The 13,470-nt window shown below is 75.1% G+C and carries 12 protein-coding genes; 2 read left to right on the top strand and 10 right to left on the bottom strand.

What is annotated here, in order from left to right; genetic code table 11:
* Positions 1-138 precede the first annotated feature (138 nt).
* From ACI79R_RS14175 to ACI79R_RS14150, 6 genes are all read right to left on the bottom strand, one after another.
* The gene (locus ACI79R_RS14175) at positions 139-1,182 is read right to left on the bottom strand and encodes an ABC transporter ATP-binding protein (protein ID WP_456574277.1); all 1,044 of its coding nucleotides are present in this window, start codon (positions 1,180-1,182) and stop codon (positions 139-141) included.
* Complete coding sequence (locus ACI79R_RS14170) at positions 1,179-2,189, bottom strand: ABC transporter ATP-binding protein (protein ID WP_456574276.1); 1,011 nt, start codon at positions 2,187-2,189, stop codon at positions 1,179-1,181. Before ACI79R_RS14170 ends, ACI79R_RS14175 begins: the two co-directional genes overlap by 4 nt.
* Before the next feature lie 74 nt (positions 2,190-2,263).
* Complete coding sequence (locus ACI79R_RS14165) at positions 2,264-3,217, bottom strand: ABC transporter permease (RefSeq protein ID WP_456574275.1); 954 nt, start codon at positions 3,215-3,217, stop codon at positions 2,264-2,266.
* The gene (locus ACI79R_RS14160) at positions 3,214-4,146 is read right to left on the bottom strand and encodes an ABC transporter permease (protein ID WP_456574321.1); all 933 of its coding nucleotides are present in this window, start codon (positions 4,144-4,146) and stop codon (positions 3,214-3,216) included. Before ACI79R_RS14160 ends, ACI79R_RS14165 begins: the two co-directional genes overlap by 4 nt.
* A gap of 8 nt (positions 4,147-4,154) precedes the next feature.
* The gene (locus ACI79R_RS14155; RefSeq protein ID WP_456574274.1) at positions 4,155-5,681 is read right to left on the bottom strand and encodes an ABC transporter substrate-binding protein; all 1,527 of its coding nucleotides are present in this window, start codon (positions 5,679-5,681) and stop codon (positions 4,155-4,157) included.
* Positions 5,682-5,790: 109 nt separating this feature from the next.
* On the bottom strand, positions 5,791-6,867 hold the full coding sequence (locus tag ACI79R_RS14150; protein ID WP_456574273.1) for an ABC transporter ATP-binding protein: 1,077 nt from the start codon (positions 6,865-6,867) through the stop codon (positions 5,791-5,793).
* A 252-nt stretch (positions 6,868-7,119) separates the two neighbouring features.
* Here ACI79R_RS14150 and ACI79R_RS14145 point away from each other — a divergent pair, with 252 nt between their 5' ends.
* Both ACI79R_RS14145 and nagA read left to right on the top strand, forming a co-directional pair.
* Complete coding sequence (locus tag ACI79R_RS14145; protein ID WP_456574272.1) at positions 7,120-8,595, top strand: glycoside hydrolase family 3 protein; 1,476 nt, start codon at positions 7,120-7,122, stop codon at positions 8,593-8,595.
* The gene (gene nagA, locus ACI79R_RS14140; protein ID WP_456574271.1) at positions 8,592-9,740 is read left to right on the top strand and encodes an N-acetylglucosamine-6-phosphate deacetylase; all 1,149 of its coding nucleotides are present in this window, start codon (positions 8,592-8,594) and stop codon (positions 9,738-9,740) included. Before ACI79R_RS14145 ends, nagA begins: the two co-directional genes overlap by 4 nt.
* Here nagA and nagB read toward each other — a convergent pair.
* The 4 genes from nagB to ACI79R_RS14120 are packed head-to-tail and all read right to left on the bottom strand — an operon-like array spanning position 9,737 to position 13,411.
* Entirely contained in the window at positions 9,737-10,519 is a 783-nt protein-coding gene (gene nagB / locus ACI79R_RS14135; RefSeq protein ID WP_456574270.1) for a glucosamine-6-phosphate deaminase, read from the bottom strand. The two genes, nagA and nagB, sit on opposite strands and share 4 nt — an antisense overlap.
* A gap of 14 nt (positions 10,520-10,533) precedes the next feature.
* Positions 10,534-11,505: an ROK family protein gene (locus tag ACI79R_RS14130; protein ID WP_456574269.1), complete on the bottom strand. Its 972-nt coding sequence runs from the start codon at positions 11,503-11,505 to the stop codon at positions 10,534-10,536.
* Positions 11,502-12,428, bottom strand: a complete 927-nt coding sequence (locus ACI79R_RS14125) for a carbohydrate ABC transporter permease (protein ID WP_456574268.1) — start codon at positions 12,426-12,428, stop codon at positions 11,502-11,504. Before ACI79R_RS14125 ends, ACI79R_RS14130 begins: the two co-directional genes overlap by 4 nt.
* Positions 12,425-13,411, bottom strand: a complete 987-nt coding sequence (locus ACI79R_RS14120) for a carbohydrate ABC transporter permease (protein ID WP_456574267.1) — start codon at positions 13,409-13,411, stop codon at positions 12,425-12,427. The genes ACI79R_RS14125 and ACI79R_RS14120 overlap by 4 nt, the downstream gene beginning before the upstream one ends.
* Positions 13,412-13,470 lie beyond the last annotated feature (59 nt).

Here is a 13,470-nt window from a genome sequence, read left to right as displayed (position 1 = left end):
GCGACTACCCCGGTCGCCTCGTCGCGGACTGCGGGGGAGCACCCGCTGCGGACGTCGTGGGCACGGGTCTCACCTCCTGCGGTCCGGGTCGGAGATCGCGAGGACCATGGCAGCCGGCGACGCCTCGGGCAAGCGAGTTCAGGCGGGCGGCCGCGCGCCGGCCCCGGCATCCACCTCGACCGGGGTCCCCACGACCCCGTGCAGGTGGCAGGCGGCCACGTGCCCCGGCGCCGAGCCGACCGGCTGCAGCGCCGGATCGACGTCGGGGCACGGCTCGAAGGCGTACGGGCAGCGGGTGCGGAACCGGCAGCCGCTGGGCACCGCCGACGGGGACGGGACGTCGCCGCGCAGCACGATCCGCTGCCGCGACCGCTCCAGCTCCGGATGCGGCACCGGCACCGCCGACAGCAGCGCCTGCGTGTAGGGCATCTGCGGCTCGCTGCCCACCGCCGCGGCCGGGCCGATCTCGACGACCCGGCCCAGGTACATCACCGCGATGCGGTCGGCGAGATGCCGGACGGCGGACAGGTCGTGCGAGATGAACAGCAGGGTCAGCCCGAGCTGCCGCTGCAGCCGGCGCAGGAGGTTGAGCACCTGGGCCTGCACGCTGACGTCGAGGGAGGCGATCGCCTCGTCGCAGACCAGGAAGTCCGGCTCGCCGGCCAGCGCCCGCGCGATGCCGACCCGCTGGCGCTGCCCGCCGGAGAACTCGTGCGGATAGCGGCCGGCCACCGCGGGGTCCAGCCCGACCAGCTCCAGCAGCTCGCCGACCCGGGCGGCGATCTCGCTGCGGCCGGTGCGCAGCCGGTGCACCTCCAGCGGCTCGGCGACGGTTTGGGCGACGGTGCGCCGCGGGTCGAGCGAGGCGAACGGGTCCTGGAACACCATGCCGGCACGGCGGCGCAGGTCGCGCAGCTCCCGGCGGCCCAGCGCCGTGACGTCGATGCCGTCGAAGGTCACCGTGCCGCCGGTTGGCTGCACCAGCCGCAGCAGCGCGTTGCCCAGCGTCGACTTGCCGCAGCCGGACTCCCCCACCAGGCCCAGCGTCTCGCCGCGGCGGATGTCCAGGTCGACGCCGTCCACCGCGCGCAGCGCGCCGGTCGCCCGGCGGAACGGCGTGCCGGAGCGGATCGGGAAGTGCACCTCCAGCCCCCGCGCGGAGACCAGGACGTCGTCGCTCACGAGGCCTCCTCGCACCACGTCGCGGCCCGGTGCACCAGCCCGCCGTCCGCGCGCGAACGGCGGACGGGCACCAGGGGTGGCTGCTCGGTCTCGCACCGGGCGTCGCCGCGCACCGGGCAGCGCGGCCAGAACACGCACCCGGGCGGCAGGTCGGTCGGCGGCGGCGGAACGCCGGGGATCGTCGCCAGGTCGGGCAGTGTGCCGTCGGGCAGCGGCGCGGCCAGATCGGGCAGCGCGCCGAGCAGGCCGCGCGTGTAGGGGTGCGCCGGGCGCTCCAGGACGTCGTCCACCGTGCCGTCCTCGACGCACCGGCCGCCGTACATGACCAGCACCCGGTCGGCGATGCCGGCGACCACCCCGAGGTCGTGGGTGATCCAGATGACCCCGGTGCCGCGCTCGGCCTGCAGCCGCGCGACCAGGTCGAGGATCTGGGCCTGCACGGTCACGTCGAGCGCCGTGGTCGCCTCGTCGGCGATCAGCAGCGCCGGGGAATTGCTCAGCGCGATCGCGATCATCACCCGCTGCCGCATGCCGCCGGAGAGCTCGTGCGGATACCGGTCCACCGCCTTGGCCGGGTCGGGCAGGCCCACCTCGGCCAGCGCGTCGACGGCCCGCTGCCGCGCCGCGGCCTTCGACAGCTGCTCGTGCGCGCGGATGCCCTCGGCCAGCTGCCGGCCGACGGTCAGCACGGGGTTCAGCGACGTCATCGGGTCCTGGAACACCATGCCGACGCCGGGCCCGCGCACCTGGCGCAGCCGGTCCGGCGACATGGTCAGCAGGTCCTCGCCCTGCAGCAGCGCCCGGCCGGTGACCGTCGCGGTCCGCTCCGGGAGCAGGCCCATCAGCGCCAGCACCGAGACGCTCTTGCCGCTGCCGGACTCACCGACGACGGCGACGGTCTCCCCCGGACCGACGGTGTAGTCCAGCCCGTTGACGACCTCGGCCGGGCCGCGCGGCGTGCGCAGCCGCACCCGGAGGTCCGCGACCTCCAGCACGGGTCCGCTCACCGTCACCTGTTCGCTCCCGCGGGGCGCTCCGCTCCTCGCTCGTTCCTCGCTGCGATGCTCACGCCCCTGTCCGCTCACCGGCCACCGCCCGCCATCAGCGTCCGCTGCCGCGGGTCCAGCACGTCGCGCAGCCCGTCCCCGAGCAGGTTGAAGCACAGGACGGTGACCACGATCGCGATGCCGGGGAAGAACGCCAGCCACCAGGCCTGCTCGATGTACCCGCGGCCGTCGGCGAGCATCAGCCCCCACGAGGGGTTGGGCCGCTTGGGCCCCAGCCCGAGGAAGGACAGCGCCGCCTCGGCCAGGACGGCGAAGGCCAGGCTGATCGAGGTCTGCACGATGATCGGCGGCGCGGCGTTGGGCAGCACGTGCCGGGTGAGCAGCCGCAGGTCCGAGGCGCCGACGGAGCGCGAGGCCCGCACGTACACCTCCTCCCGCACGCCGAGCACGCTGGCGCGGGTCACCCGGGCGAAGATCGGCACGTAGACGATGCCGATCGCGATGATCGCGTTGCCCGGGCCGGCGCCGCGGATGGCGACGATCGCGATCGCCAGCAGCACCGCCGGGAAGGCGAAGAGCATGTCCATCAGCCGCATGAGGACGTCGTCCACCCACCGGCCGTAGAAGCCGGCCAGCAGGCCGATCAGCGTGCCCACCACCAGCGCGAGCGCGACGGCGAGGAACCCGACGCGCAGCGAGGTGGCCGCGCCGAGCACCACCCGGCTGAGCACGTCGCGGCCGTACTCGTCGGTGCCGAACCAGTGGCTGCCGCTGGGCGGCTGCAGCCGGTTGGCGATGTCCTGCTCGTTGGGCCCCTGCGGCGCGATCGTCTCGTCGAACACGGCCATGAGCAGGAGCAGCACCAGCACCGTCGCGGAGATCGCCGCGGTCGGATTGCGGGCGAGCAGGCCGAGGGTCTCCCGCCAGCGCGGGCGGGCCGCCCCGAGCGTGGGGAGCGGCTCGGACCGCGGCGGCTCCGACCGTGGCGGCTCGGCCGGGGTGGCCCCGGGCTTGGACAGGGAGGTCATCGGCGGGAGATCCTCGGGTCGATCCGGCTGTAGAGCAGGTCCACGAGCAGGTTGATGACGAGGAAGACGAGCGCGAAGAGCAGCACCGCGCCCTGCAGCACCGGGTAGTCGCGGTCGCGGACGGCCTGGAAGGCCAGCTGGCCCAGCCCCGGCCAGGAGAAGACGATCTCCACGACCACCACGCCGGAGAGCAGGTAGGCCAGCTGCACGCCGGTCACCGTGACCAGCGGCAGCAGGGCGTTGCGCAGCACGTGCCAGCTGAGCACCTGCCGGGTGGGCAGCCCCTTGGCCTGCGCCGTCCGCACGTGCTCGGAGCCCAGCGCCTCGAGCATGCTCGACCGCACGAACCGGGTGATCACCGAGCCGGAGACGACACCGGTCGCGATCGCCGGCAGCACCAGGCGCTCGAGCCAGCCCAGCGGGTCCTCGGTCAGGGGCACGTAGCCGCCCGAGGGCAGCCAGCCCAGCGTGCCGGCGAAGACCAGGATCAGGATGATCGACAGCCAGAAGTCGGGCACCGAGATGCCGATCTGGCTGATCACCGTGGCCGCCCGGTCGACGAACGTCCGCGGGTGCAGCGCCGAGAGCATCCCCAGCGGCAGCGCGATCAGCAACGCCACCACCAGCGAGGCCAGCGCCAGCGTCAGCGTGGCCGGCAGCCGCTCGGCGATCATGCTGGTCACGGTGTCGCCGTACTTGAAGCTGACCCCCAGGTCACCGGTGAGCGCGTGGCCGGCCCACCGGAAGTACTGCTCGACCAGGGGCAGGTCCAGGCCGCTGCGCTCCCTCAGCGCGTCGTAGGTCTCCTGCGAGTACCGCGGCCCGAGGGCGATCTTGACGGGGTCGCCCTTGACCAGGTGGATCAGCGCGAAGACGACGAGGCTGACCCCGACCAGGACGACGGCGGCCTGGCCGACCCGCCGGAGCAGGTAGCCGGTCAGGGCAGTACCACGGTCTCGAAGTTGATCGCCCGGTCGGCGCGGACGGTGTACCCGGTCAGCCCCGGCACCCAGGCCTGCACGACGTCGGGGTTGTACAGGTACAGGTAGGAGACGTCGTCGACGATCAGCGTGGCGGCCTGGTCGTAGAGGCTCTTGCGGGTGGCCGGGTCGACCTCGGTGGCGGCCTGGGTGAGCAGCTGGTCGACCTGCGGGTTGCTGTAGCCCTGGTAGTTGTTGACGCCGTCGGACAGGTGCTGCTGCTCGTAGAAGTCCGCCGGGTCGATGTTGCCCAGCCAGCTGAGCATGAAGGCGTCGAAGTCACCCTCGGCCTCGCGGTCCAGCCAGGTGCCGAAGTCCTCCTCCTGGATGTCGACCTCGATGCCGATCGGCTCCAGCTGGGCGGCGATGACCTGGGCGGCGGCCACCGACTCGGGGTACTCGCTGGTGACCATCAGGCCCATCGTGATCGGGGTCTGCACGCCGGCCTGCTCCAGCAGCTGCCGGGCGGCGTCCTGGTCGGCGGTGAACGGCGCGTAGTCCAGGTAGTAGGGGCTGCTCTCGGGGATCGCCGTCTGATTCGGGCGGGCCGCGGCGAACCGGGCGGCCTCGGCGATCTCCTCGCGGTCGAGGGCGGTGGCGATCGCGCGGCGGACGTCCCGGTTGTCGAACGGCGGGACGTCGTAGTTCATCGACATGTACCAGTACTCGACGCCGACGGCGGTGCCGAGCTCGACGGCGTCGTCGTCGCCCAGGCTCTCGACGTCCTGCGGCGGGACGTTGTCGGTCCACTGCACCTCGCCGTTGCGCAGCGCGGTGAGCGCCGCCGTGGGCTCGCTGATGTAGCGGAACTCGACGCCGGTGATGCTCGGCGCGCCGCCCCAGTAGTCGTCGAAGCGGGTCAGCACGGTGGCGTTGGCGTCGGAGCTCTCCAGCGCGAAGGGGCCGGTGCCGTTGGCCTCGGAGGAGAGGTCGAACTCGTCGCCGGCGTTCTCCGACACGATCGCCATGCCCTTGAAGGCGCCGATGAGCTCCAGCAGGTTGGGCGTGGGCTGCGACAGCGTGAGGACGACGGTCTGCGGATCGGGCGCGGTGACGTCGGTGACCGTGGCGAACCGGTAGGAGTTCGACAGCTCCTCGTCGATGATCCGCCGGTAGGAGTAGACGACGTCGGCGGAGTCGAAGGTGCTGCCGTCGTGGAACGTGACGTCGTCGCGGAGCGTGAACGTCCAGCTCAGGTTGTCCGGGCTGGTCTCCCACGACTCGGCGAGGCTGGGCTCCATCTCCAGCGTCTCGGCGTTGGGCACCACGAGGGTGTCGTAGACGTTCTCGAGCACCTGGAAGCTGGCGTAGGCCGTCGTGGTGTGCGGGTCGAGGTCGTTGGGCTGGGCGCTGACCGCCGCGACGAGCGCGGCGTCCCCGGCACCCTCGCCGCCGCCGCCGGTGTCGACGCTCTCCCCGCCCCCGCATGCCGTGAGCACGAGCGCTGCGGCGGCGGCCAGGGTCAGGAGTCGGTTCGTGCGCACGGGGACCTCCGGGTGGTTCGGCGGCGTCGTCCGTCCCCGACCCTGCTCCTGGTGCCCGGTTCCCGCAGGTCGGGACGGCGATCGCAACCGCCCCGTTACACCCGGCCGGTCAGCCGGCCAGGCGCTCCCCGCTGCCCGCGGCGAACAGGTGCACCTGCCCGCGCCGCGGTGTCACGCGGACCACGTCGCCCTTCGTCGGCGGCCGCCGGCCGTCGACGCGCGCGGTGACCGGCAGCGTGCGGTCGCCGAGCCGGAGCTGCCCGTAGACGTAGGCGTCGGCACCCAGCTCCTCGACCACGTCGATCTCCAGGGGCGCGCCGGTCGCACCGACGGCGAGATCCTCCGGGCGGACGCCGAGCACGACCTCCGCGTCGCCGGCCCGGTCGAGCAGCGACCGCTCCACCGGGTACAGCTCGTCGCCGAAGCAGACGCCGCCGTCGGTGACCGGCAGGGTGAACAGGTTCATCGCCGGGGAGCCGATGAACCCCGCGACGAAGACGTTGCGCGGCCGGTCGTAGAGCTCCCGCGGGGTGCCGACCTGCATGAGCAGGCCGTCCTTGAGCACCGCCACCCGGTCGCCCATGGTCATCGCCTCGACCTGGTCGTGGGTCACGTACACCGTGGTGACGCCGAGCCGGCGCTGCAGCGAGGCGATCTGGGTGCGGGTCTGCACTCGCAGCTTGGCGTCGAGGTTGGACAGCGGCTCGTCCATCAGGAAGACCTGCGGACGGCGGACGATGGCCCGCCCCATCGCCACCCGCTGCCGCTGGCCGCCCGACAGCGCCTTGGGCCGGCGCTCCAGGTACTCCTCGAGGTCCAGCAGCCGGGCCGCCTCGACCACCCGCTCCCGGATCTCGGCCCGGCCCACCCCGGCGATCTTGAGCGCGAAGCCCATGTTGTCCGCGACGGTCATGTGGGGGTAGAGCGCGTAGTTCTGGAACACCATCGCGATGTCGCGGTCCTTGGGCGGGGCGTCGGTGACGTCGCGGTCGCCGATGAGGATGCGCCCCTCGTCGACGTGCTCGAGGCCGGCCAGCATCCGCAGCGACGTGGACTTGCCGCAGCCCGACGGCCCCACGAGGACGAGGAACTCGCCGTCGTCCACCCGGAGGTCGAGCGCGTCGACCGCCAGCCGGTCGGCGCCGGCGTAGGAGCACGTCGCGCGGTCGTAGGTCACGGTCGCCATCGCGGCGCCTCCGGGCAGTCGTGGGCCGAGCACCGCCACCATTTCCCGGCGGACCGGAATGGCCGGGAGGGACCCCGGGTGCGACGCCCAATCTAGCGCCGCACCCCCTCCCCGGAAAGGGCTCCCCGGCCGCTTTCCGCCGATCTCCGGAACAGCCTCGGCGGAACCGGCCCGGATTTCCCGGAACGGCGCTACGATCCGCAGCGCGCCATTTCCCGGCGCACCATTCCCCGACTCCCGGACGGCAGGGCCATGGGCACAGTGGAACGGCTGGTGGACGCCTGCCTGATGCCCGGCTTCGCCGGCGCGCGGCTGCCCCGGTGGGTCGGGCAGGCCCTCGAGGAGGGCATGGCCGGCGTCTGCCTGTACGGGGCCAACCTGGTGCCGGTCGACGGGCCGCCGGAGACCGGTGCCGCCCGCGTGCGGGCCCTCGCCGGCGCGGTGCACGCGGTCGCGCCCGACGCGCTGGTGGCCCTCGACGAGGAGGGCGGCGACGTCACGCGCCTGGAGTACCTGGTGGGCAGCAGCTACCCGGGCAACCTCGCCCTCGGCGTGGTCGACGACGAGGCGCTGACCACCGCGGTGGCCGCCGCGATCGGGGCCGACCTGCGCCGCGCCGGGGTCGACGTCGACCTTGCCCCCTCCGTCGACGTCAACAGCGACCCCCGCAACCCGGTGATCGGCGTGCGCTCCTTCGGGGCCGATCCCGACCTGGTCGCCCGACACGGAGCGGCGTACGTGCGCGGGCTGCAGGCGGCCGGGGTGGCGGCCTGCGCCAAGCACTTCCCCGGCCACGGGGCCACCACCGTCGACTCCCACCTGGGCCTGCCGGTCGTCGACGCCGACGCCGGCACCGTCCGCCGGCGGGAGCTGCCGCCGTTCGGGGCGGCCGTACGGGCCGGCGCCGAGCTGGTCATGACCTCCCACGTCGTCTTCCCCGCGTTCGACGACGTGCCGGCCACGCTGAGCCGCCGACTGCTGGGCGACGTCCTCCGCGGGGAGCTGGGCTTCTCCGGCGTCGTCGTCACCGACGCCCTCGACATGGCCGGCGTCCGGGCCGCCCACGGCATCGCCGGTGCCGGCGCCCTCTCCCTGGCCGCCGGTGCCGACCTGCTGCTGCTCGGTGCCGAGGACGGCGAGGAGCACCGCGCCGCGCTGCACCGCGAGGTGGCGCGGGCGCTGCGCGCCGGCGAGCTGACCGAGCAGCGCCTGGCGGAGGCGGCCGGGCGCGTGGCCGTGCTGCGCGCCCGGCGGCGGGACGCCCGGACGGCGGCAGACCTGCCGGTCGCCGACGGCGTGGGGCTCACGGCGGCCCGCGCGGCGCTGCGGCTGCGCGAGGTCTCCCCGCTGACCGCGCCGGCGGTGGTCGTGGAGCTGCGCGCGCCGGCCAACATGGCCGTCGGCGACGCGCCGTGGAGCGTGGCCGGGCCGCTGCGCGACCGGGGCCTGCTGCGCGGGTCGGTGAGCGGGGCGGCCGGGGAGCTGCCGGTGCCGGAGGTGCTCGGGCGGGCCGCGGGCGCGCCGCTGGTGGTCGCCGTCCGCGACGCCTACCGCGACCCCGACCAGGTCGCCTGGCTGCGGGAACTCACCGCCGGCCGGCCCGACGCGGTGCTGGCCGCCCTGGGCATGCCCGACGACACCGACCTCACCACCGGCCCGGCGATCGCCGCCCACGGCGCGGCCCGGGTGAGCACGCAGGCGGTCGCCGAGGCGCTGAGCGGCCGGTGACCACCTCCCGGCGCACGCTCCTCACCGGCGCGCGGAAGGTCGACGCCGACGGCGTCGTCGACGGCGCGTGGGTGCTCTTCGAGGGGCCCACCGTCGCCGCCACGGGCACCGGCCCGCTCCCCCCGGCCGACGAGCTGGTCGACCTCGCCGGCGCGTGGCTGGCGCCGGGCTTCCTCGACCTGCACGTGCACGGCGGCGGGGGCGCCGCCGTCGACGACGGGCCGGCGGCCGCCCTCACCGCGCTCGACCTGCACCGCGCGCACGGCACCACCCGGTCGGTGATCAGCCTGGTCAGCGCGCCGGTGGCGGTGCTGGAGGCCCGGCTGGCCGCCGCCGCGGAGCTGACCGCGGCCGACCCCCTCGTGCTCGGCGCGCACCTGGAGGGCCCGTTCCTGGCCGCGGCCCGGTGCGGCGCGCACGACCCGGCCGCCCTGCGCGCCCCGGCCCCGGACGACGTCGCGCGGCTGCTCGACGCCGCGGCCGGCACGCTGCGCCAGGTCACCGTCGCTCCCGAGCTGCCCGGCGCGACCGCCGCGATCGCGTCCCTCGCCGCCGCCGGGGTGACCGTGGCCGTGGGCCACACCGAGGCCGACCTCGCCGGCGCCGTGCGGGCCTTCGACGCCGGGGCGCGGCTGCTCACGCACGCCTTCAACGCGATGCCCGGGCTGCACCACCGCGCACCCGGGCCGGTGGGCGCGGCGGTCGCCGATCCGCGCGTGACCCTGGAGCTCGTGCTCGACGGCGTGCACGTGCACCCCGCGGCGGCGGGCCTCCTGCTGCGCGCGGCGCCGGGCCGGGTCGCGCTGGTCACCGACGCGATGGCCGCGGCCGGCGCCGGCGACGGCGACTACCGGCTCGGCGACCGGGCGGTCACCGTGACCGGCGGGGTCGCCCGCCTGGCCGGCACGGACACCGTCGCGGGCTCGACGCTCACCCTCGACGCCGCGCTCCGGACGGCGGTCGAGGTCGTCGGGCTCGACCCGGTCGCCGCGGTGGCCGCGGTCACCGCCGTGCCGGCCGCCGCCCTGGGGCTGGGCGACCGGCTGGGCCGGCTGGCGCCGGGGTACGCCGCGGACGCCGTCGTCCTCGGGGCGGACTGGTCCGTCACGCAGGTCTGGGCGGACGGCCGCCGCCTCCACGGCTAGGGCCGCTGCCACTCCGGCTTGCCGGCGTGGGTGTGCCGGTAGTAGTCGACCAGCCGCAGCCGGGACGCCGCGGCCTCGTCGACGACGACGCCGGCGCGGGGGTGCAGCTGCAGCGCCGACGCCGGGCAGACGGCGGCCAGCGGGCCCTCCACCGCGGCGGCGACCGCCTCGGCCTTGGCCTCCCCCTGGGCGACCAGCAGCAGCTCGCGGGCCTCGAGGATCGTGCCGAGCCCCTGGGTCAGGCAGTGGGTGGGCACCTCGTCGGGGGAGTCGAAGAAGCGGGCGTTGTCCGCACGGGTGCGCGGCGCCAGGGTCTTGATCCGGGTGCGCGAGGCGAACGACGACGTCGGCTCGTTGAAGCCGATGTGGCCGTTGGCGCCGATCCCCAGCAGCTGCAGGTCGATGCCGCCGGCCGCGGCGATCGCCCGGTCGTAGGCCGGACCGGCCGCCGCGAGGTCGTCGGCCCGGCCGTCGGGCACGTGCACCCGGCGGGGGTCGAGCCCGAGCGGGCCGGTCACCTGCGCCGCGATCACCGCCGCGTAGCTCTGCGGATGACCGGCGGGGATGCCGACGTACTCGTCCAGCGCGAACCCGGTGACCCGGGAGCAGTCCAGCCGCCCGTCCGCCACCCGCCGCGCCAGCTCGGCGTAGATGCCGGTCGGCGAGGACCCGGTGGCCAGGCCGAGCACCGCGGCCGGCCGCCGGGTGACGACCGCGGCCACCCGCTCGGCACCGAAGCGGGCCACCTCGTCGGCGTCGGCGAGGACGACGACCTCCACGGCGCACCGCCTCCTCAGGAGGGGACCGACGGCACCAGCGCCGCGGCCCACTCCCGGGCGGTCAGCGCCGCCCCGATCGGCGCGAGCGGCACCTCGCGGGGCACGACCTGCACCCGGTCGGCGATGGCCAGGCTGGTGAGGAAGGGCGAGCCCGCCGCCTGGCGCCGCAGCTCGCCCCGGACGGCGTCCAGCAGCGACCCACCGAGCTCGGCCACCCCGCCCCCGAGCACCACGTGCTCGACGTCGCAGGTGAGGACCAGCAGCCGGACGGCGGCGGCCACCGCGGCGACGAAGCCGTCGCGCACCCGCACCGCCCCCGGGTCGCCCGCGGCCGCCCGCGCGAACACCTCCGCGGCCGCCGGCCGGCGCCCGCCGGTGGGCCAGGCGACGTCCAGCGCCGAGCCCGAGGCGTAGAGCTCCAGGCAGCCGCGCTGGCCGCACGGGCACAGCGGCCCGGCGAGGTCGTAGGGGATGTGCCCGATCTCGCCGGCCCCGCCCCCGTGCCCGCGGCGCAGCTCGCCGCCGAGCAGCAGGCCGGCGGCCACGCCCGTGCCCAGACCCAGGAGGGCCAGGTCGCCGTCCAGGCCGAGCACCCGGGCGGCGCCGACCGCGCCGACGTTCAGGTCGTTCTCCACGGCGACCGGCACGCCGGCCAGGCGGTCGGCGAGCAGCGGCGCCAGCTCCACCGGCCGCTCGTCGATGTCGAGGTTCACCGCGTGGGACACCGCGCCCGTGACCGGGTCGACCAGGCCGGGCACCCCGACGCCGACGCCGGCCAGCTCGGCCACCGCGGGGCCGCCGGCGGCGCAGAGCTCCTCGACCACCCGGGCCGCGGCGCCGACGACCGCGTCGGTGCCGCGCGGGGTGGGCACCCGGACCGACGCCCGGACGGTGCCCTCGCCGTCCAGCAGGACGCCGAGCACCTTGGTGCCGCCGATGTCCAGGCCGGCCGACCAGCCCGCCCCCGGGGTCGGTGCGCCGCTCACCCCTTCACCGCCCCGGCCACCAGGCCGGCGCTCATGCGCTTCTGCACCAGGAGGAAGAAGACGATCACCGGCACGGCGATGAGCGTGGCGCCGGCCATGACCACCCCCCAGTCGGTCGCCCGGTTGGCCTCGACGAGGCCCTGCAGCCACAGCGGCAGGGTGCGCTCCTCGGGGTCGGTCATGACCACCAGGGCCAGCGTGTACTCGTTCCACGCCTGCAGGAACCCGTAGACGCCGGAGGCGACGAGGCCCGGTGCCAGCAGCGGGAAGGTGATCCGGAAGAAGGCCCGGGTGCGGGACAGCCCGTCGACCATCGCCGCCTCCTCGAGTTCGAGCGGAACGCCGTTCACGAATCCCCGCAGCATCCAGACGGTGAACGGGAGAATGGCGGCGACGTAGACGACCGTGAGGCCCAGGACGGCATTCACCAGGCCCCATTCGTCGAGCATGGCGTACTGCGAGATGAACAATCCCTCCGCGGGGATCATCTGCACCACGAGAATGGTCACGATGAACGATTTCCGGCCCCGGAAACGGAATCGGCTCAACGCGACCGCGGCGAGGAACGCGAACAGCAGCGCGACGGCCAGGGTGAGGCCGGTGACGGCCAGGGAGACCTTGAACGACGCGTAGAACGACGGGTCGGTGAAGACCGCCCGGAAGTTGGCCAGCGTCCCGTCGGCCGGGAAGAAGGTCGGCTCCGGGCTGCGCAGCCGGTTGGTGGGCAGGAAGGCGCTGCTGACCATCCAGTAGATCGGGAAGGCCCACACCACCGCGACGACGACGGCGAGGGTGCCCAGCAGCCAGCGGACGACCCGGCGCCGCGGCGGCGTGCGCCGGGGACGGGACCGCCGGGCCCCGGCCGCGGCGGCGCTGCCGCCGGGGACCGGTACCGCGGTCGCGGGCGGGACGGCGGCGCTCACGCGTCCTCCTCGCGCAGCATCCGGCGGATGTAGAACCCGGTGAGGCCCAGCGTGAGGAGCAGCATGACCGTGGCCATGGCGCCGGCCATGGAGAACTCCCTCGACAGCGAGTAGATGTAGGTGCCGAGCAGGTGGGTGTCGCGGGTGGGGGCACCGGCGCGCTGCAGCACGTAGATCTGGGTGAAGACCTTGAGGTCCCAGATCACCTGCAGCAGCCCGACGACGAACAGCACCGGCTTGACCAGCGGCAGCGCCAGGTGACGGAACCGCTGCCAGGCGTTGGCGCCGTCGATCTGGGCGGCCTCGACGCACTCGGCCGGCACCTGGAGCAGCGCCGCGTACACCGAGAAGACGACGAACGGCACGCTCATCCAGACCACGATCACCGTGGCGAGCAGGTAGAACGACGCCGGCTCGACCAGCCAGGAGTGGCCGCGCCACTCCGCCATCCCCAGCGGCTCGGCGAGGAGCCAGTTGACGACGCCGTACTGGGAGTCGAACAGCCACTGCCAGACGGTGAGCGTGGCCAGCACGGGGGTGCCCCAGGCCAGCAGCATCGCGATCTGCAGCGTGGTCCGCGCGGCCCGGCCGACCTTGGTCATCAGCACCGCCAGGCCGACGCCGATGCCCATGGTCAGCCCGGCGTTGACCAGGCAGAAGGCCACCGACCGGCCGATGACGCCCCACACGTAGGGGTCGCCCAGCAGGTCGGTGTAGTTGCGCAGCCCCACCCACTCGGCCGGCCGGCCGAACTGCTGGGCCAGCCCGTACTCCTGGAAGGAGAGGACGAACTGGCGGACCAGCGGGTAGCCGAGGCCGACGACGACCGGGACCAGCGCCGGGACCACGAGCGCGTAGGGCCCCAGCCGGGACCGCAGCGGGCGGCGCCGGCGGCGGTCCGGATCGGTGGCGCCGGAACGGGCCGGCGGACCGGCCGGGACCGGCGGCGCCTCGGCCGCCGACGGCAGCGGTGGTGCGGACATGGACACTCCCGCGGAGCGGGACCGGAGCGGGTGCGCGAGCCCGGGGGCAGCGCGCCCCC

The sequence above is a fragment of the Blastococcus sp. SYSU D00820 genome (assembly GCF_054050695.1).
This window is presented reverse-complemented; position numbering and strand designations above follow the sequence as displayed.